This window comes from Burkholderia anthina, assembly GCF_001547525.1.
Classification (GTDB): Bacteria; Pseudomonadota; Gammaproteobacteria; order Burkholderiales; family Burkholderiaceae; genus Burkholderia; species Burkholderia semiarida.
The window spans coordinates 16756-33273 of record NZ_CM003768.1 but is presented as its reverse complement, the minus strand read 5'-3'; the positions used below and the strand labels follow the sequence as shown (position 1 = coordinate 33273).

Here is a 16518-nt window from a genome sequence, read left to right as displayed (position 1 = left end):
CGACGCGCTACGCGTGTCACTCGGCGAACGAACCGCCAGCCGCTTCGATCGCAGCGCGCGCACCCTTGGTGGCACCGAGACCCTTCACGACGATCTTGCGCTTCAGTTCGCCCGTCGCGATGATCTTTGCGCTCTTCGTCAGCTCGCCGACCAGGCCGGCTTGCTTCAGTGCGAGCAGATCGATCTCGTCGACCGGCAGCTTCTCGAGGTCGCCCAGGCGCACTTCACCGACGAATTCCTTCGTCAGCGACGTGAAGCCGCGCTTCGGCAGACGACGTTGCAGCGGCATCTGACCGCCTTCGAAACCGACTTTGTGGAAGCCGCCCGAACGCGATTTCTGACCCTTGTGACCACGGCCAGCCGTCTTGCCGAGGCCCGAACCGATGCCACGACCGACGCGACGCTTGGCGTGCTTGGCGCCAGCGGCCGGCTTCAGGTTATTCAATTCCATATCAACTCCTTGATCCGTAGGGCCGCTTACGCGATGACCTTAACGAGGTACGAGACCTTGTTGATCATGCCGCGGACCGCCGGCGTGTCCTGCAGCTCGCTAACCGAGTTGAGTCGGCGCAGGCCCAGGCCACGCACGGTCGCGCGGTGCGATTCGCGGGTCCCGATCAGGCTCTTGACGAGCTGAACCTTGACAGTTTTTTCAGACATGGTGACCACCCGGGCTTAGCCCAAAATTTCTTCGACGGACTTGCCGCGCTTCGCCGCGATGTCTGCCGGGGTCGACTGCTTGCGCAGGCCGTCCAGCGTGGCGCGAACGAGGTTGTACGGGTTCGTCGAACCGTGGCTCTTCGCCACGACGTTCTGAACGCCCATCACGTCGAACACTGCGCGCATCGGGCCGCCGGCGATCACGCCCGTACCTGCCTTCGCCGGAGCGAGGAGGACGGCCGATGCGCCGTGCTTGCCGTGCACTTCGTGTTGCAGCGTGCCGTTCTTGAGCGGCACCTTGAACATGTTGCGGCGAGCTTGTTCCATTGCCTTCTGGACAGCGACCGGCACTTCCTTCGCCTTGCCCTTGCCCATACCGATGCGGCCATCGCCGTCGCCGACCACGGTCAGTGCGGCGAAGCCGAGAATACGGCCACCCTTCACGACCTTGGTCACGCGGTTGACCGAAATCATCTTTTCGCGAAGGCCGTCGTCGCGCTCGTCAGCCTGAACTTTCGCTTGCATCTTTGCCATGACGAATTCCTTCCTTAGAACTTGAGCCCAGCTTCGCGAGCTGCCTCAGCCAGCGCCTTGACGCGGCCGTGGTAGCGGAAGCCCGAGCGATCGAAGGCGACGGATTCGATGCCGGCAGCCTTTGCCTTCTCGGCAATACGCTTGCCGATCAGCGTCGCGGCATTCACGTTGCCGCCCTTGCCCGACTTGTCGGCCAGTTCAGCGCGCACTTCAGCTTCGAGCGTCGACGCGCTGGCGAGCACCTTGGTGCCGCAGGGCGAGAACACTTGAGCGTAGATGTGCGTGTTCGTGCGATGCACGGCGAGACGCGCGACCTGCAGCTCAGCGATCTTGATACGCGTCTGGCGAGCGCGGCGCAGGCGAGATTGAGTCTTATCCATGATTGCGCACCCTTACTTCTTCTTCGTTTCTTTGAGGATCACAACCTCGTCGGCATAACGCACGCCCTTGCCCTTGTAGGGCTCCGGCGGACGGTAACCGCGGACTTCCGCAGCCACTTGACCGACTTGTTGCTTGTTGATCCCCTTGATCACGATTTCGGTTTGCGTCGGGGTTTCGGCCTTGACGCCTTCCGGCATCTGGTGCACCACCGGGTGCGAGAAACCCAGCGACAGGTTCAGCTTGTCGCCTTGCGCTTGCGCACGGTAACCGACGCCAACCAGCGTCAGCTTGCGCTCGAAACCCTTGGTCACGCCGTGCACGGCATTCGCGATGATCGCGCGCATCGTGCCCGACAGTGCATTTGCTTCGCGGCTTTCGTCGACCGGCGACAGATTCAGCGTGCCGTCGTTGTTCGCCACGTTCACGAGCGGATTGATCGCTTGCGTGATGGTGCCCAGCGGGCCCTTGACGGTGATCGCACCGTCGGCCAGCTTGACTTCCGCGCCTTGCAGCGCGATCGGGCTCTTACCTACTCGAGACATGTTTCTCTCTCCTCGGCTTTAAGCGACGTAGCAGATGACTTCGCCGCCGACGCCGGTAGCGCGCGCCTTGCGGTCGGTCATCACGCCCTTCGGCGTCGACACGATTGCCACACCGAGGCCGTTCATGACCTGCGGAATGTCGTTACGGCCGCGGTACACGCGCAGACCAGGCTTCGACACGCGCTCGAGGCGTTCGATGACCGGGCGACCTGCGTAGTACTTCAGCGCGATATTCAGCTCGGACTTCGCACCTTCCGCCTTCACGGCGAAATCGTCGATATAACCTTCGTCCTTCAGGACTTGCGCGATTGCAACCTTGACCTTCGACGAGGGCATCGCGACCGATACCTTCTCGACCATCTGCGCGTTGCGGATGCGAGTCAGCATATCGGCGATAGGATCACTCATGCTCATTTACGTTTCTCCTATTACCAGCTCGCCTTGGTCAGGCCAGGAATCTCGCCACGGAATGCGATTTCACGAATCTTGTTACGCGCGAGGCCGAATTTACGGAACGTGCCACGCGGACGGCCCGTGATCGCGCAGCGGTTGCGCTGGCGGGTCGGGTTTGCGTTGCGGGGCAGTTGCTGCAGCTCCAGGCGTGCTTCGTAGCGCTCTTCTTCCGACTTGCTTTGGTCTTCGACGATCGCCTTCAGCGCTTCGCGCTTTGCTGCGAACTTCGCGACCAGGCGGGCGCGCTTCTTTTCACGTTCGATCAGTGCCAGTTTAGCCACGGTAACCTCAGTTTCTGAACGGGAACTTGAAGCTGGCGAGCAGAGCCTTTGCTTCGTCGTCGGTCTTCGCAGTCGTCGTGATGCTGATGTTCAGCCCACGCAGTGCGTCGATCTTGTCGTAATCGATTTCGGGGAAAATGATCTGCTCTTTCACACCGATGTTGTAGTTGCCACGGCCATCGAAAGCACGACCCGACACACCGCGGAAGTCACGCACGCGGGGCAGGGCAACCGTCACGAAACGGTCGAGGAATTCGTACATCGCGCGGCCACGCAGCGTCACCATCGCGCCGATCGGGTAACCCTGGCGGATCTTGAAGCCAGCGATTGCCTTGCGGGCCTTCGTGACGACCGGCTTCTGGCCGGCGATCTTCGTGAGGTCGCCAACGGCGTTCTCGATGATCTTCTTGTCAGCGATCGCTTCGCCAAGACCCATGTTCAGCGTGATCTTGGTGATGCGCGGCACTTCCATGACCGACTTGTAACCGAACTTCTCGATCAGGCCGGGCACAACCTTTTCTTTGTAAAACTCTTGAAAACGAGCCATTTTTTACTCCGCTGCGTCAGGCGCTCAGTACGGCACCGGTCGTCTTCAGGAAGCGAACCTTCTTGCCTTCCTCGACCTTGATGCCAACACGCGACGCCTTGCCATTCGCGTCGACCAGTGCGACGTTCGAAATATGCAGGGGCATCGTCTTCGCTTCCACGCCGCCCGTCGTACCCTTCATCGGGTTCGGCTTCACATGCTTCTTGACGAGGTTGATACCTTCAACCGTCACATGTTCAGCACCGACAGCCAGCACGACGCCGCGCTTGCCCTTGTCCTTGCCAGTGACGACGATGACTTCGTCACCTTTGCGAATCTTGTTCATCGCGACTCCTTACAGCACTTCCGGCGCCAGCGAAACGATCTTCATGAATCGTTCGCTACGCAGCTCACGCGTCACCGGCCCGAAGATACGGGTGCCGATCGGCTCGAGCTTGTTATTCAAAAGCACAGCGGCGTTGCCGTCGAACTTGATCAGCGAGCCGTCTTGACGGCGCACGCCCTTGGCGGTGCGGACCACCACGGCGTTGTAAATTTCGCCTTTCTTCACGCGCCCGCGCGGCGTTGCCTCTTTGACGCTCACCTTGATGATGTCGCCAATGCCGGCATAACGACGCTTCGAGCCGCCGAGCACCTTGATGCACAGGACTTCACGTGCACCCGTGTTGTCGGCTACTTCGAGCCGAGATTCGGTCTGGATCATGGTTTGTCTTTCCCAACTTAATCCGGATGCACCACCATGATGCATTCGGTCAGTCTTGGTCCCGTCAGCCAATCGGCTGCTTGGGTTGGAACAGCAGCGACGGCAAACGAAACCCGCCATCGCAATTCGGTGAATCTTTCGGACAGGCAGGCGCCAGTCCGCTTCCCCCACCAACTTCGCCCGCGACGGGGCTCCCATAAAGAGGGAAGACCGGGATTATAACAAATAATCCCGGTCACGCAAGCAAAAACTTTGCGATTTCAAGCACTTCGTGACGAAGTGCCCGTTACTGCCTACTGCGCTGCCCGCTTAGATGACACGAGCGGCTTCGACGAGGCGCGACACCGTCCAGGCCTTCGTCTTCGAAACAGGACGCGTTTCCTGGATTTCGACGAGATCGCCTTCGTTGTAGGTGTTCGCTTCATCGTGCGCGTGGTACTTCTTCGAACGCACGACATACTTGCCGTAGATCGGGTGCTTGACGCGGTGCTCGATCAGCACGGTGACGGTCTTGTCCATCTTGTTGCTGACGACCCGACCGACCAGCGTCCGCTTCAGCGAGGTTTTCACGCTATCGTTCATTTCTGGTTCGCCTTCTGAGTCATGACGGTCCGCACACGTGCGATGTCGCGACGAACCTTCTTCAGCTGGCTCGTGTTCGTGAGCTGCTGGGTCGCGAGTTGCATGCGCAGGCCGAATTGCGCCTTCAGCAGGTCCGCCAGCTCCTTGTTGAGCGCGGCCTGGTCTTTCTGGAGAAGTTCGGAAGCCTTCATGTTTTCTCCTTAGGCGCCGAGCTGGCGCACGATGAATGCCGTCTTCAGCGGCAGCTTGGCTGCAGCCAGACGGAACGCTTCGCGTGCCAGTTCTTCGGTTACGCCGTCCATTTCATAGAGCATCTTGCCCGGCTGAATCTCGGCGACGTAGTACTCCGGGTTACCCTTACCGTTACCCATACGCACTTCGGCCGGCTTCTGCGAAATCGGCTTGTCCGGGAAGATCCGGATCCAGATGCGGCCGCCACGCTTGATGTGACGCGTCATTGCACGACGCGCCGCTTCAATCTGACGTGCGGTCAAACGACCGCGACCGATCGCCTTCAGGCCGAATTCACCGAACGACACTGCGTTGCCGCGCGTCGCCTTGCCGGTGTTACGACCCTTCTGCTCTTTACGATACTTTCTGCGTTTCGGTTGCAGCATCGTTATTCTCCAGTCTTGCCGTCTTCGGGCTTGCCGGCGCCACGGCGCGGTGCGCCACGACGAGCACCCGGAGCGCCGCCTTCGCCGTCACGGCGCGGACGACGGTCGCCCGGACGCGCATTGCGACGCGGACGCTTGTCTTCGGCTACTTCTTCCACCACCGGTGCGTCGTTGCGGCCGAGCGTATCGCCCTTGTAGACCCACACCTTGACGCCGATGATCCCGTAAGTCGTCTTCGCTTCCGAAGTCGCGTAGTCGATATCAGCACGCAGCGTGTGAAGCGGCACGCGACCTTCGCGATACCACTCCGTACGAGCGATTTCGATACCGTTCAGACGGCCTGCGCTCATGATCTTGATGCCTTGGGCACCCAGACGCATCGCGTTCTGCATCGCACGCTTCATCGCGCGACGGAACATGATCCGGCGCTCGAGCTGTTGCGTGATCGAGTCGGCGATCAGCTGAGCATCGGTTTCCGGCTTGCGGATTTCCTCGATGTTGACGTGAACCGGCACGCCCATGCGGCGTTGCAGTTCCGTCTTCAGCTGTTCGATATCCTCGCCCTTCTTGCCGATGACCACGCCCGGACGCGAGCTGTAAATCGTGATGCGCGCGTTCTTCGCCGGACGCTCGATGACGACCCGACCGACCGAAGCGTTCTTCAGCTTCTTCTTCAGGTATTCACGAACACCGATGTCTTCCTGCAGCATCGCCGCGAAATTGTTGTTGTTCGCGTACCAACGCGAAGCCCAATTGCGGCTGACAGCCAGGCGGAAGCCAGTCGGATGAATTTTCTGTCCCATCGTATGGCTCCTTAATTCCCGACCGTCACAGTGATGTGACAGGATTGCTTCTCGATGCGGTTACCGCGGCCCTTGGCGCGCGCGGTGAAACGCTTGAGCGATGCAGCCTTGTCGACGTAGATGCTCTTGATCTTGAGCTCGTCGATATCAGCGCCTTCGTTGTGCTCCGCATTCGCGATTGCCGACAGCACAACCTTCTTCACGATGCCAGCCGCCTTCTTCGGCGAGAACGTCAGGACGTTCAGCGCCTTGTCGACCGGCAAACCGCGGATCTGGTCAGCCACAAGGCGCGTTTTCTGCGCCGAGATGCGGGCACCGCGATGAATTGCTTTCACTTCCATCTTGATTGCCCCTTATTTCTTGGCCTTCTTGTCGGCCGCGTGACCCTTGAACGTACGGGTCAGTGCGAACTCGCCAAGCTTGTGGCCGACCATGTTTTCCGAGATGTACACCGGAACGTGTTGACGGCCGTTGTGAACAGCGATCGTCAGGCCGATGAAATCCGGCAGAATCGTCGAGCGACGCGACCAGGTCTTGATCGGCTTTTTGTCGCGCGAAGCTGCAGCCGCCTCAACTTTCTTCAGCAAATGGGCGTCGCAGAACGGACCTTTTTTTACAGAACGTGCCATTGCCTACTCCTTAACGCTTGTGACGGCGCTGGACGATCATCGTCGTCGTGCGCTTGTTGCTGCGGGTGCGGTAACCCTTAGCCGGCGTACCCCACGGGCTCACCGGGTCGCGACCTGCAGCCGTCTTGCCCTCACCACCACCGTGCGGGTGATCGACCGGGTTCATCGCAACGCCACGCACCGTCGGGCGGATACCGCGCCAGCGGTTCGCGCCAGCCTTGCCGATCTGGCGCAGGCTATGCTCTTCGTTGCCGACTTCACCGATCGTTGCACGGCACTCGATGTGCACGCGGCGGATTTCGCCCGAACGCAGACGAACCTGCGCGTAGACGCCTTCACGTGCCAGCAGCATGGCCGACGTGCCAGCCGAACGCGCCATTTGCGCGCCCTTGCCCGGCAGCATCTCGATGCAGTGGATCGTCGTACCGACCGGAATGTTGCGGATCGGCAGCGTGTTGCCTGCACGGATCGGCGCTTCCGAACCCGACATCAGCTGTTGGCCGACGGTCAGGCCCTTCGGGGCGATGATGTAGCGACGTTCGCCGTCTGCGTAGAGCACCAGCGCGATGTTCGCGCTACGGTTCGGGTCGTACTCGAGACGCTCGACCTTTGCCGGGATGCCATCCTTCGTGCGACGGAAATCGACGATACGGTAGTGCTGCTTGTGACCACCACCCTTGTGACGCGTGGTGATACGACCGTTGTTGTTACGGCCGGCGGTCGAGCTCTGCGAGTCGAGCAGTGCCGCGTACGGCTTGCCCTGGTGCAGGTTCTTGTTGACCACCTTGACCATCGCGCGGCGACCCGGCGATGTCGGCTTAACTTTCACGATTGCCATGATTACTTGGCCTCCGCTTCAAAGTTGATTTCCTGGCCGGGCTTCAGGCAAACGTACGCCTTCTTCACGTCCTTGCGGCGGCCCATCGAACGGCCGAAGCGCTTTTGCTTGCCCTTCTGCACCAGCACGTTGACCGAATCAACTTCAACCTTGAACAGCAGCTCGACAGCCGCCTTCACTTCCTGCTTCGTGGCATCCGGTGCGACTTCGAACACGACTTGCTCGTTCTTGTCGGCAACCAGCGTCGCCTTTTCCGAGATCACCGGTGCGAGCAGGACCTGCATCAAACGATGATCGTTCTTGCGAATCTCGCTCATGACAGCAACTCCTCGATCTGGGCGACCGCAGCCTTCGTGACCAGCACTTTCTTGAAGTAGATCAGCGACAGCGGGTCAGCGTAGCGCGGCTCGACAATCGCCACGTGCGGCAGGTTGCGCGAAGCCAGGTACAGGTTCTCGTCGACCGTGTCCGTGATGATCAGAACGGAGTCGAGACCCATGGTCTTGAATTTGTCGGCCAGCAGCTTGGTCTTCGGCGCTTCGAGGATGATGTCCTCGACGACCGACAGACGGCCTTCACGGGCCAGCTGCGAGAAGATCGAGCAGAGACCTGCGCGATGCATCTTCTTGTTGACCTTGTGCGAGAAGTTTTCTTCCGGCGAATTCGGGAAGATACGACCACCGCCACGCCACAGCGGGCTCGACGACATACCGGCACGAGCGCGGCCCGTACCCTTCTGGCGCCACGGCTTCTTGGTCGTGTGCTTGACTTGCTCACGGTCCTTCTGTGCGCGGTTACCCTGGCGAGCATTCGCCTGGTAAGCGACGACGACCTGGTGGATCAGCGCTTCGTTGTAGTCACGACCGAACACGACGTCCGATGCGTTGACCACTGCACCTTCCTGACCATTTTCGTTCAGGAGCTTGAGTTCCATTATTTCGCCCCCTTGGTCTTGACGGCCGGCGTCACGAAGACCTTGCCGCCCTTCGCGCCCGGAATCGCACCCTTCACGAGCAGCAGCTTGCGCTCTGCGTCGATACGAGCGATTTCGAGGTTCTGCACCGTCACCGTCACGTCACCCATGTGACCCGTCATGCGTTTACCCGGGAAAACACGACCCGGATCCTGCGCCATACCGATCGAGCCCGGCACGTTGTGCGAGCGCGAGTTACCGTGCGTGGCACGGCCGGAGGAGAAGTTGTAACGCTTGATCGTACCGGCGTAGCCCTTACCGATCGACACGCCTTGCACGTCGACCTTCTGGCCCACTTCGAAAAGATCTGCACCGACCACGGCGCCATTCGACAGCTCGGCTGCCTTGGCCGCGTCAATGCGGAATTCCTTGAGGATTTCACCGGCTTCGACACCGGCTTTGGCGAGATGACCTGCCAGCGGCTTCGTCACGCGCGATGCGCGGCGGGAGCCGAATGCAACCTGCACGGCCGTGTAGCCGTCGGTTTCAACAGTCTTGATCTGCGTCACGCGGTTGTCCGACACGTCCAGCACGGTGACGGGAATCGAATCCCCTTCCGCCGTGAAGATACGGGTCATGCCAACCTTGCGACCTACGAGTCCAAGGCTCATCATTTTCTCCATTCCCGACTGCGATTGGTCGGGGCTGATTTACAAAATGCCGGGCACGCAAGGCCCAGCTTTTTTACGCGAATACGCGAAAAGCCAAGCAGTATAGCCCGACTCTGCGATTTCCGCAAGCAATACAAAGACTTAGCGCCGCCCGGCACGCCGGGCGGCGCTGGAAGCCTTACTGCAGCTTGATTTCCACGTCGACGCCAGCCGGCAGATCGAGCTTCATCAGCGCATCGACGGTCTTGTCCGTCGGATCGACGATGTCCATCAGGCGCTGGTGGGTACGGATTTCGAGCTGATCGCGCGACGTCTTGTTGACGTGCGGCGAACGCAGGATGTCAAAACGCTGAATGCGCGTCGGCAGCGGCACCGGGCCACGGACGATTGCGCCAGTCCGCTTCGCGGTATCGACGATTTCGGCGGCCGATTGATCGATCAGACGATAGTCGAAAGCCTTCAGGCGAATGCGGATTTTCTGTTGCTGCATGACAATTCCTTGAAAAGAGCGAGGCGATGTTGCATCGCCGGACACTAAAAGAACGTGAAACATGACGCCAGCGGGGAGCGAAGCATCAGGTTCCGGACGGTACTTCCACTGCTAAGCCCGCGATTCTACACGAAAATTCGCGGTGGTGGTGCGCGTTTGTCAATGCAGCGCTTCGTACGCCACAAGGAAAAACCGGGTGCCAGATCGAACTGGACACCCGGTTTCGACGGTACGCAGCTGCTTACCGCGGAATCGCGGACCCCGGAGGGATCCGCGGATCGTCGATATTACTCGATGATCTTGGCGACGACGCCGGCGCCGACGGTACGGCCGCCTTCGCGGATCGCGAAGCGCAGACCTTCTTCCATCGCGATCGGAGCGATCAGCTTCACCGTGATCGACACGTTGTCGCCCGGCATCACCATTTCCTTGTCCTTCGGCAGCTCGATCGAGCCCGTCACGTCCGTCGTACGGAAGTAGAACTGCGGACGGTAGTTGTTGAAGAACGGCGTGTGACGGCCGCCTTCGTCCTTGCTCAGCACGTACACTTCAGCCGTGAAGTGCGTGTGCGGCGTGATCGAACCCGGCTTCGCCAGAACCTGGCCACGCTCCACGTCTTCACGCTTCGTGCCGCGCAGCAGGATACCCACGTTGTCGCCTGCCTGACCTTGGTCCAGCAGCTTGCGGAACATTTCCACGCCCGTGCAGGTCGTCTTCACCGTCGGCTTGATACCGACGATTTCGATTTCCTCTCCGACCTTGATGATGCCGCGCTCGACACGACCCGTCACCACCGTACCACGGCCCGAGATCGAGAACACGTCTTCCACCGGCATCAGGAACGCGCCGTCAACCGCACGCTCCGGCGTCGGGATGTACGTGTCCAGTGCGTCTGCCAGGTTCATGATCGCCACTTCGCCCAGCTCGCCCGTGTCGCCTTCCAGCGCCAGCTTCGCCGAACCCTTCACGATCGGCGTGTCGTCGCCCGGGAAGTCGTACTTCGACAGCAGTTCGCGAACTTCCATTTCGACCAGCTCGAGCAGTTCCGCGTCGTCCACCATGTCGCACTTGTTCAGGAACACGATGATGTACGGAACGCCAACCTGACGCGCCAGCAGGATGTGCTCACGCGTTTGCGGCATCGGGCCGTCTGCTGCCGAGCAAACCAGGATCGCGCCGTCCATCTGCGCCGCGCCCGTGATCATGTTCTTCACGTAGTCAGCGTGGCCCGGGCAGTCGACGTGTGCGTAGTGGCGGTTAGCCGTTTCGTACTCGACGTGTGCCGTGTTGATCGTGATGCCGCGCGCCTTTTCTTCCGGTGCCGCGTCGATCTGGTCGTACGCCTTCGCTTCGCCGCCGAACTTCTTCGTCAGAACCGTCGTGATCGCTGCCGTCAGCGTCGTCTTGCCATGGTCAACGTGACCAATCGTACCAACGTTCACGTGCGGCTTGGTCCGCTCAAACTTTTCTTTTGCCATGATTCTCTTCTTTCAAAAAATAATCGATTGAGAGCTACAGATTTACTTCGACTTCGCGCTGATGATCGCTTCGGCAACGTTGCGCGGAGCTTCAGCGTAGTGCTTGAACTCCATCGTGTACGTTGCACGACCTTGCGTCAGCGAGCGCAGCGACGTCGAATAGCCGAACATTTCCGACAGCGGCACTTCGGCGCGCACGATCTTGCCGCCGCCAACCATGTCTTCCATGCCCTGGACGATACCGCGACGGCCCGACAGGTCGCCCATCACGTTGCCCATGTAGTCTTCCGGCGTCTCGACTTCGACAGCCATCATCGGCTCGAGGACCACCGGGTTCGCCTTGCGCATCGCTTCCTTGAACGCCATCGAACCGGCCATGCGGAACGCGTTTTCGTTCGAGTCAACGTCGTGGTACGAACCGAACGTCAGGTGAACCTTCACGTCGACGACCGGGAAGCCGGCCAGCACGCCCGACTTCAGCGTGTCCTGGATACCCTTGTCGACCGCCGGGATGTATTCACGCGGAATCACACCACCCTTGATCTCGTCGAAGAACTCGTAGCCCTTGCCTTGTTCGTTCGGCTCGAGCGTGATGACTGCGTGACCGTACTGACCGCGACCACCCGACTGCTTGACGAACTTGCCGTCGACATCCTTCGCCGTCGAACGGATCGTTTCGCGGTACGCAACCTGCGGCTTGCCGACGGTCGCTTCCACGCCGAATTCACGCTTCATCCGGTCGACCAGAATTTCGAGGTGGAGCTCGCCCATGCCCGAAATGATGGTCTGGCCCGACTCTTCGTCGGTCTGCACGCGGAACGACGGGTCTTCCTGAGCCAGACGGTTCAGTGCGAGGCCCATCTTTTCCTGGTCGGCCTTGGTCTTCGGCTCGACCGCCTGCGAAATCACCGGCTCCGGGAACACCATGCGTTCGAGAACGATCGGGTTCGCCGGGTCGCACAGCGTGTCGCCCGTGGTGGCTTCCTTCAGGCCGACCGCTGCGGCGATGTCGCCTGCGCGGACTTCCTTGATTTCTTCACGCTGGTTCGCGTGCATCTGCAGAATACGGCCGAGGCGTTCCTTCTTGCCCTTGGTCGAGTTCAGCAGTGTGTCGCCCGAGTTGACGACGCCCGAGTACACACGGAAGAAGATCAGCTGGCCGACGAACGGGTCGGTCATGATCTTGAACGCGAGCGACGAGAACTTCTCGTCGTCCGACGCCTTGCGCTCTGCTTCTTCACCGTTCTCGAGTTCGCCCTTGACCGGCGGGATGTCGACCGGCGACGGCAGGAAGTCGATCACGGCGTCGAGCATACGCTGCACGCCCTTGTTCTTGAACGCGGTACCGCACAGCATCGGCTGGATTTCGCATGCGATCGTACGATCACGCAGCGCCTTGACGATGTCGGCTTCCGGCAGATCGCCTTCTTCCAGGTACTTGTTCATCAGGTCTTCGCTGGCTTCGGCAGCCACTTCGACCATCTTTTCGCGCCATTCCTTGCAGGTCTCGGCGAGTTCGGCCGGGATCTCGACGTAGTCGAACTTCGTGCCTTGCGACGCCTCGTCCCAAATGATCGCCTTCATCTTGATCAGGTCGACCACGCCCTTGAAGTTTTCTTCCGAGCCGATCGGCACCACGACCGGAACCGGGTTCGCCTTCAGGCGCAGACGGAGCTGGTCGTAGACCTTGAAGAAGTTCGCGCCGGTACGGTCCATCTTGTTGACGAACGCGAGACGCGGCACCTTGTACTTGTTCGCCTGACGCCACACCGTTTCCGACTGCGGCTGCACGCCGCCCACTGCGCAGTACACCATGCACGCGCCGTCGAGCACGCGCATCGAACGCTCCACTTCGATCGTGAAGTCGACGTGGCCCGGGGTGTCGATGATGTTGATGCGGTGTTCCGGATAGTTGCCGCCCATGCCCTTCCAGAAGGCCGTGGTAGCAGCGGACGTGATCGTGATGCCACGTTCCTGTTCCTGCTCCATCCAGTCCATCGTGGCTGCGCCGTCGTGGACTTCACCGATCTTGTGGTTCACACCGGTGTAAAACAGAATGCGCTCGGTCGTCGTCGTCTTGCCGGCGTCGATGTGAGCGCTAATACCGATATTGCGGTAGCGCTCGATAGGAGTCTTGCGAGCCACTTTGATCCTCTACTGGGATGACGTGATGCAGCCTTGCCGCATCACGCCTCAACACAAACGGGCGAGGCGCCTGAAAAGCGCACCCGCCCGGAATTTATTTCCGCAAACAGCCCAGCCAGGCGCTTAGAAACGGAAATGCGAGAACGCGCGGTTGGCTTCTGCCATGCGGTGAACTTCGTCGCGCTTCTTCATCGCGCCGCCACGGCCTTCGGCCGCTTCGGAGAGTTCACCTGCCAGGCGCAGGGCCATCGACTTCTCGCTGCGCTTCTTCGCAGCCTCACGCAGCCAGCGCATCGCCAATGCCATACGACGCGACGGGCGCACTTCGACCGGAACTTGATAGTTGGCACCACCAACGCGACGGCTCTTCACTTCGACCACCGGCTTCACGTTGTTGAGCGCAACCGTGAACACTTCCAGCGGGTCCTTGCCACCCTTGGTCTGGATTTGTTCGAATGCGCCATAAACGATGCGCTCTGCGACCGACTTCTTGCCGGACAGCATCAGCATGTTCATGAACTTGGCAACATCAACGTTGCCGAACTTCGGATCCGGCAACACTTCCCGCTTGGGGACTTCGCGACGACGCGGCATGATTCTTCCTTTACTTGTTCAGTTGGAGCTGGATTCAGCTCCGCGGCCACCAACAAACCCGATCACATCTTCACGACTAACCAGCTTGGCCGGGTGACCACTTACTCGACAGCACCGGCAATCCGGCACTCCCGCCTCGACCGCCCTGCGGCGATCCCTGATCAAAAACTGCTTACTTGGCAGCCTTTGCACGCTTCGCGCCGTACTTCGAGCGCGCTTGCTTACGGTCCTTGACGCCCTGGGTATCCAGCGAGCCGCGAACCATGTGGTAACGCACACCCGGCAAGTCCTTCACACGGCCGCCGCGGATCAGCACAACCGAGTGTTCCTGCAGGTTGTGGCCTTCACCGCCGATGTACGAAATCACTTCGAAGCCGTTCGTCAGACGAACCTTGGCGACCTTACGGAGTGCCGAGTTCGGCTTCTTCGGCGTCGTCGTGTACACACGGGTGCACACGCCGCGACGCTGGGGGCAGTCCTGCAGGGCCGGGCTCTTGCTCTTCGTCGTTTCCGACTGACGGCCTTTGCGAACCAGTTGGTTGATGGTTGGCATTGTTTATTCCTGAAATTGAACAAAATCTGCACATCGATTTCGGGCAAAGCGAGAATCGACGCACAGTTGACTTCCGAACCGGCGGATCGGGCGCGAACTTTCGAACGCGACGCGGCCTCCGAATACCGGAACCCAACATGATATTCCGGAAATACCAACTAAGTCAACGGCTTGCGTGATTTGCCGGCCGACCGCGCGGCCTATGCAAGGGGTCAGAACCCTGTGTCACGCCGATTCGACGACGTCGATGATCTCGTCGCCGAAGCGCTCGAGCTTGCGCACGCCCATGCCAGGAATGTGACGCAGGTCGTCGATCGTCTCCGGCGCGTTGCGCGCGATTTCGGCGAGCGTCGCGTCGTGGAAGATCACGTAGGCGGGCACGCCGTCCGTCTTCGCGGTTTCCGCGCGCCACGCACGCAGCGCGTCCCAGCGTGCGCGCTCGCGAGCGCCCATGCCGGCCGTCGGGTCGACCCGCGTGCCGCTGCGGCTCGACGACTGGCGCGTGCGCTGCGGCTTCACGTAGCGGCGCAGCGTGACCTTTTCCTCGTTCTTCAGCACCGGCTTCGCGGCCTCGGTGAGCACCAGCGCGCCGAAGCCGCCATGGTCGACCGCCAGGTAGCCGTACGCGACCAGTTGCCGGAAAATCGCGCGCCACTCGGGCTCGGACAGCGACGCGCCGATACCGAACGTGCTCAACTGGTCATGGCCGCGCTGCAGCACCTTCTCGGTGCGGCCGCCGCGCAGGATCTCGATCAGATGGCTCGCGCCGAAGTTGAAGCCGCTCGCGCGCTGCGCGCGGAACACGCACGACAGCGCCATCTGCGCCTCGCGCGTCGCGTCCCATGAATCGGGCGGCTCCAGGCACGTGTCGCAGTTGCCGCACGGCTGGCTCGCCTCGCCGAAGTAGTTCAGCAGCCGCACGCGGCGGCACGAGATCGTCTCGCACAATCCGAGCAGCGCGTCGAGCTTCGACGTCTGCACGCGCTTGTGGGCGTCGTCCGCATCCGACTCGTCGATCATCTTGCGCTGCTGGACGACGTCGCCGAGGCCATACGCCATCCACGCGTTCGCGGGCATCCCGTCGCGGCCCGCGCGGCCGGTCTCCTGATAGTAGCCTTCGACGCTCTTCGGCAAATCGAGGTGGGCAACGAAGCGCACGTCGGGCTTGTCGATACCCATGCCGAACGCGATCGTCGCGCACATCACGATGCCTTCCTCGCGCTGGAACATTTCCTGGTGCTTCTGCCGCACCTCGAACTCCATCCCCGCGTGATACGGCAGCGCGCGCACGCCCTGCGCCTTCAGCCATTCGGCCGTTTCCTCGACCTTGCGGCGCGACAGGCAGTAGACGACGCCCGCATCCGTCGTGCCGTCGGCATTCGTGTGTTCGGCGCGGATGAAGTCGAGCAGTTGCGAGCGCGCGTTGTCCTTTTCGACGATCCGGTAGCGGATGTTCGGGCGGTCGAAGCTCGACACGAACACGCGTGCGTCGTCGAGCGCGAGCCGATGGATGATCTCGTCGCGCGTGATCGCGTCGGCCGTGGCGGTCAGCGCGATGCGCGGCACCGACGGGAAGCGCTCGTGCAGCACCGACAGCAGGATGTATTCCGGACGGAAATCGTGCCCCCATTGCGACACGCAGTGCGCTTCGTCGATCGCGAACAGCCCGATCTTCGCGCGCTCGAGCAGGTCGAGGAAGCGCCCCGTCATCAACCGCTCCGGCGCGACGTACAGCAGGTCGATTTCACCTTCGCGCAGCGCGCGCTCGGTGGCCGCCGCCTCGGCGCCCGACAGTGTCGAATTCAGGTAGGCCGCGCGCACGCCGACTTCGCTCAATGCGGCGACCTGATCCTGCATCAGCGCGATCAGCGGCGACACGACGATGCCGGCGCCCTGCCCGGCCTCGCGGCGCAGCAGCGCGGGAATCTGGTAGCACAGCGACTTGCCGCCGCCCGTGGGCATCAGCACGAGGCAATCGCCGCCGCCGGCGACGTGCTCGACGATCTCGCCCTGCTGGCCGCGAAAGGCGGAATAACCAAAGACTTCGTCGAGTATTTCGAGGGCGCGGGACATGAATGAGACCAGGGACGGCTGAGCGATGACC

Annotated in this window: 26 protein-coding genes; all 26 read right to left on the bottom strand. The window is 61.1% G+C overall.

Annotated elements, in window-relative coordinates:
• Positions 1-16: 16 nt before the first annotated feature.
• Positions 17-451 carry a 50S ribosomal protein L15 gene (gene rplO, locus WS64_RS00215; protein WP_006482880.1) on the bottom strand — a complete coding sequence of 145 codons (435 nt, stop codon included), beginning with the start codon at positions 449-451 and terminating at the stop codon, positions 17-19.
• A gap of 26 nt (positions 452-477) precedes the next feature.
• Positions 478-660 (bottom strand): 50S ribosomal protein L30, encoded by a 183-nt coding sequence (gene rpmD, locus WS64_RS00210; protein ID WP_006400644.1) that lies wholly within the window; start codon positions 658-660, stop codon positions 478-480.
• 15 nt (positions 661-675) lie between these two features.
• A complete protein-coding gene (gene rpsE / locus WS64_RS00205; RefSeq protein ID WP_006482895.1) occupies positions 676-1194 on the bottom strand; it encodes a 30S ribosomal protein S5 in 519 nt (172 codons plus the stop codon).
• Between the two features lie 14 nt (positions 1195-1208).
• Complete coding sequence (gene rplR / locus WS64_RS00200) at positions 1209-1574, bottom strand: 50S ribosomal protein L18 (protein ID WP_006477183.1); 366 nt, start codon at positions 1572-1574, stop codon at positions 1209-1211.
• Positions 1575-1586: 12 nt separating this feature from the next.
• Positions 1587-2117, bottom strand: a complete 531-nt coding sequence (rplF, locus tag WS64_RS00195; protein ID WP_006477184.1) for a 50S ribosomal protein L6 — start codon at positions 2115-2117, stop codon at positions 1587-1589.
• A gap of 18 nt (positions 2118-2135) precedes the next feature.
• Entirely contained in the window at positions 2136-2531 is a 396-nt protein-coding gene (gene rpsH / locus WS64_RS00190; protein ID WP_006477185.1) for a 30S ribosomal protein S8, read from the bottom strand.
• A gap of 14 nt (positions 2532-2545) precedes the next feature.
• Positions 2546-2851: a 30S ribosomal protein S14 gene (gene rpsN, locus WS64_RS00185; RefSeq protein ID WP_006482884.1), complete on the bottom strand. Its 306-nt coding sequence runs from the start codon at positions 2849-2851 to the stop codon at positions 2546-2548.
• Positions 2852-2858: 7 nt separating this feature from the next.
• Entirely contained in the window at positions 2859-3398 is a 540-nt protein-coding gene (gene rplE / locus WS64_RS00180) for a 50S ribosomal protein L5 (protein ID WP_006482882.1), read from the bottom strand.
• Positions 3399-3414: 16 nt separating this feature from the next.
• Positions 3415-3723 carry a 50S ribosomal protein L24 gene (gene rplX / locus WS64_RS00175; protein WP_006477187.1) on the bottom strand — a complete coding sequence of 103 codons (309 nt, stop codon included), beginning with the start codon at positions 3721-3723 and terminating at the stop codon, positions 3415-3417.
• A gap of 9 nt (positions 3724-3732) precedes the next feature.
• The gene (gene rplN, locus WS64_RS00170) at positions 3733-4101 is read right to left on the bottom strand and encodes a 50S ribosomal protein L14 (RefSeq protein ID WP_006482918.1); all 369 of its coding nucleotides are present in this window, start codon (positions 4099-4101) and stop codon (positions 3733-3735) included.
• A gap of 309 nt (positions 4102-4410) precedes the next feature.
• Complete coding sequence (gene rpsQ, locus WS64_RS00165; RefSeq protein WP_006477189.1) at positions 4411-4683, bottom strand: 30S ribosomal protein S17; 273 nt, start codon at positions 4681-4683, stop codon at positions 4411-4413.
• Complete coding sequence (gene rpmC / locus WS64_RS00160; RefSeq protein ID WP_006400652.1) at positions 4680-4874, bottom strand: 50S ribosomal protein L29; 195 nt, start codon at positions 4872-4874, stop codon at positions 4680-4682. The genes rpsQ and rpmC overlap by 4 nt, the downstream gene beginning before the upstream one ends.
• A gap of 9 nt (positions 4875-4883) precedes the next feature.
• Positions 4884-5300, bottom strand: a complete 417-nt coding sequence (gene rplP / locus WS64_RS00155; protein WP_006482873.1) for a 50S ribosomal protein L16 — start codon at positions 5298-5300, stop codon at positions 4884-4886.
• A gap of 2 nt (positions 5301-5302) precedes the next feature.
• Positions 5303-6103 (bottom strand): 30S ribosomal protein S3, encoded by an 801-nt coding sequence (rpsC, locus tag WS64_RS00150; protein WP_006482899.1) that lies wholly within the window; start codon positions 6101-6103, stop codon positions 5303-5305.
• Between the two features lie 11 nt (positions 6104-6114).
• Complete coding sequence (gene rplV / locus WS64_RS00145; RefSeq protein ID WP_004199272.1) at positions 6115-6444, bottom strand: 50S ribosomal protein L22; 330 nt, start codon at positions 6442-6444, stop codon at positions 6115-6117.
• 12 nt (positions 6445-6456) lie between these two features.
• Positions 6457-6732, bottom strand: a complete 276-nt coding sequence (gene rpsS / locus WS64_RS00140; RefSeq protein ID WP_004199273.1) for a 30S ribosomal protein S19 — start codon at positions 6730-6732, stop codon at positions 6457-6459.
• A 10-nt stretch (positions 6733-6742) separates the two neighbouring features.
• Positions 6743-7570: a 50S ribosomal protein L2 gene (gene rplB / locus WS64_RS00135; protein ID WP_034209733.1), complete on the bottom strand. Its 828-nt coding sequence runs from the start codon at positions 7568-7570 to the stop codon at positions 6743-6745.
• Positions 7571-7572: 2 nt separating this feature from the next.
• The gene (gene rplW / locus WS64_RS00130; RefSeq protein ID WP_004199275.1) at positions 7573-7887 is read right to left on the bottom strand and encodes a 50S ribosomal protein L23; all 315 of its coding nucleotides are present in this window, start codon (positions 7885-7887) and stop codon (positions 7573-7575) included.
• A complete protein-coding gene (gene rplD / locus WS64_RS00125; protein WP_006477192.1) occupies positions 7884-8504 on the bottom strand; it encodes a 50S ribosomal protein L4 in 621 nt (206 codons plus the stop codon). The genes rplW and rplD overlap by 4 nt, the downstream gene beginning before the upstream one ends.
• Positions 8504-9154 carry a 50S ribosomal protein L3 gene (rplC, locus tag WS64_RS00120; RefSeq protein WP_006482922.1) on the bottom strand — a complete coding sequence of 217 codons (651 nt, stop codon included), beginning with the start codon at positions 9152-9154 and terminating at the stop codon, positions 8504-8506. Before rplC ends, rplD begins: the two co-directional genes overlap by 1 nt.
• 178 nt (positions 9155-9332) lie before the next feature.
• Positions 9333-9644, bottom strand: a complete 312-nt coding sequence (gene rpsJ, locus WS64_RS00115) for a 30S ribosomal protein S10 (protein WP_004199280.1) — start codon at positions 9642-9644, stop codon at positions 9333-9335.
• 287 nt (positions 9645-9931) lie between these two features.
• Positions 9932-11122 carry an elongation factor Tu gene (gene tuf, locus WS64_RS00110; protein WP_034209732.1) on the bottom strand — a complete coding sequence of 397 codons (1191 nt, stop codon included), beginning with the start codon at positions 11120-11122 and terminating at the stop codon, positions 9932-9934.
• Between the two features lie 42 nt (positions 11123-11164).
• Positions 11165-13267 carry an elongation factor G gene (fusA, locus tag WS64_RS00105; protein ID WP_060965476.1) on the bottom strand — a complete coding sequence of 701 codons (2103 nt, stop codon included), beginning with the start codon at positions 13265-13267 and terminating at the stop codon, positions 11165-11167.
• A 123-nt stretch (positions 13268-13390) separates the two neighbouring features.
• Positions 13391-13861 (bottom strand): 30S ribosomal protein S7, encoded by a 471-nt coding sequence (rpsG, locus tag WS64_RS00100; RefSeq protein WP_006477195.1) that lies wholly within the window; start codon positions 13859-13861, stop codon positions 13391-13393.
• 172 nt (positions 13862-14033) lie between these two features.
• A complete protein-coding gene (gene rpsL, locus WS64_RS00095) occupies positions 14034-14414 on the bottom strand; it encodes a 30S ribosomal protein S12 (protein WP_006400662.1) in 381 nt (126 codons plus the stop codon).
• A gap of 225 nt (positions 14415-14639) precedes the next feature.
• Entirely contained in the window at positions 14640-16487 is a 1848-nt protein-coding gene (gene recQ, locus WS64_RS00090; protein ID WP_208606838.1) for a DNA helicase RecQ, read from the bottom strand.
• Positions 16488-16518: the final 31 nt, after the last annotated feature.

Excerpts from the sequence above, each read along its gene's own strand:
- rpsE (WP_006482895.1), bottom strand. The coding sequence starts at position 1,194 with ATGGCAAAGATGCAAGCGAAAGTTCAGGCTGACGAGCGCGACGACGGC.
- rplD (WP_006477192.1), bottom strand. The coding sequence starts at position 8,504 with ATGGAACTCAAGCTCCTGAACGAAAATGGTCAGGAAGGTGCAGTGGTC.
- tuf (WP_034209732.1), bottom strand. The coding sequence starts at position 11,122 with ATGGCAAAAGAAAAGTTTGAGCGGACCAAGCCGCACGTGAACGTTGGT.
- rpmC (WP_006400652.1), bottom strand. The coding sequence starts at position 4,874 with ATGAAGGCTTCCGAACTTCTCCAGAAAGACCAGGCCGCGCTCAACAAG.
- rpsJ (WP_004199280.1), bottom strand. The coding sequence starts at position 9,644 with ATGCAGCAACAGAAAATCCGCATTCGCCTGAAGGCTTTCGACTATCGT.
- rpsG (WP_006477195.1), bottom strand. The coding sequence starts at position 13,861 with ATGCCGCGTCGTCGCGAAGTCCCCAAGCGGGAAGTGTTGCCGGATCCG.
- rplF (WP_006477184.1), bottom strand. The coding sequence starts at position 2,117 with ATGTCTCGAGTAGGTAAGAGCCCGATCGCGCTGCAAGGCGCGGAAGTC.
- rpsQ (WP_006477189.1), bottom strand. The coding sequence starts at position 4,683 with ATGAACGATAGCGTGAAAACCTCGCTGAAGCGGACGCTGGTCGGTCGG.
- rplR (WP_006477183.1), bottom strand. The coding sequence starts at position 1,574 with ATGGATAAGACTCAATCTCGCCTGCGCCGCGCTCGCCAGACGCGTATC.
- rplP (WP_006482873.1), bottom strand. The coding sequence starts at position 5,300 with ATGCTGCAACCGAAACGCAGAAAGTATCGTAAAGAGCAGAAGGGTCGT.
- rplW (WP_004199275.1), bottom strand. The coding sequence starts at position 7,887 with ATGAGCGAGATTCGCAAGAACGATCATCGTTTGATGCAGGTCCTGCTC.
- rpsH (WP_006477185.1), bottom strand. The coding sequence starts at position 2,531 with ATGAGCATGAGTGATCCTATCGCCGATATGCTGACTCGCATCCGCAAC.
- rplN (WP_006482918.1), bottom strand. The coding sequence starts at position 4,101 with ATGATCCAGACCGAATCTCGGCTCGAAGTAGCCGACAACACGGGTGCA.
- recQ (WP_208606838.1), bottom strand. The coding sequence starts at position 16,487 with ATGTCCCGCGCCCTCGAAATACTCGACGAAGTCTTTGGTTATTCCGCC.
- rpsC (WP_006482899.1), bottom strand. The coding sequence starts at position 6,103 with ATGGGACAGAAAATTCATCCGACTGGCTTCCGCCTGGCTGTCAGCCGC.
- rplX (WP_006477187.1), bottom strand. The coding sequence starts at position 3,723 with ATGAACAAGATTCGCAAAGGTGACGAAGTCATCGTCGTCACTGGCAAG.
- rpsS (WP_004199273.1), bottom strand. The coding sequence starts at position 6,732 with ATGGCACGTTCTGTAAAAAAAGGTCCGTTCTGCGACGCCCATTTGCTG.
- rplV (WP_004199272.1), bottom strand. The coding sequence starts at position 6,444 with ATGGAAGTGAAAGCAATTCATCGCGGTGCCCGCATCTCGGCGCAGAAA.
- rplB (WP_034209733.1), bottom strand. The coding sequence starts at position 7,570 with ATGGCAATCGTGAAAGTTAAGCCGACATCGCCGGGTCGCCGCGCGATG.
- rpsL (WP_006400662.1), bottom strand. The coding sequence starts at position 14,414 with ATGCCAACCATCAACCAACTGGTTCGCAAAGGCCGTCAGTCGGAAACG.
- rplO (WP_006482880.1), bottom strand. The coding sequence starts at position 451 with ATGGAATTGAATAACCTGAAGCCGGCCGCTGGCGCCAAGCACGCCAAG.
- rpmD (WP_006400644.1), bottom strand. The coding sequence starts at position 660 with ATGTCTGAAAAAACTGTCAAGGTTCAGCTCGTCAAGAGCCTGATCGGG.
- rplC (WP_006482922.1), bottom strand. The coding sequence starts at position 9,154 with ATGAGCCTTGGACTCGTAGGTCGCAAGGTTGGCATGACCCGTATCTTC.
- rplE (WP_006482882.1), bottom strand. The coding sequence starts at position 3,398 with ATGGCTCGTTTTCAAGAGTTTTACAAAGAAAAGGTTGTGCCCGGCCTG.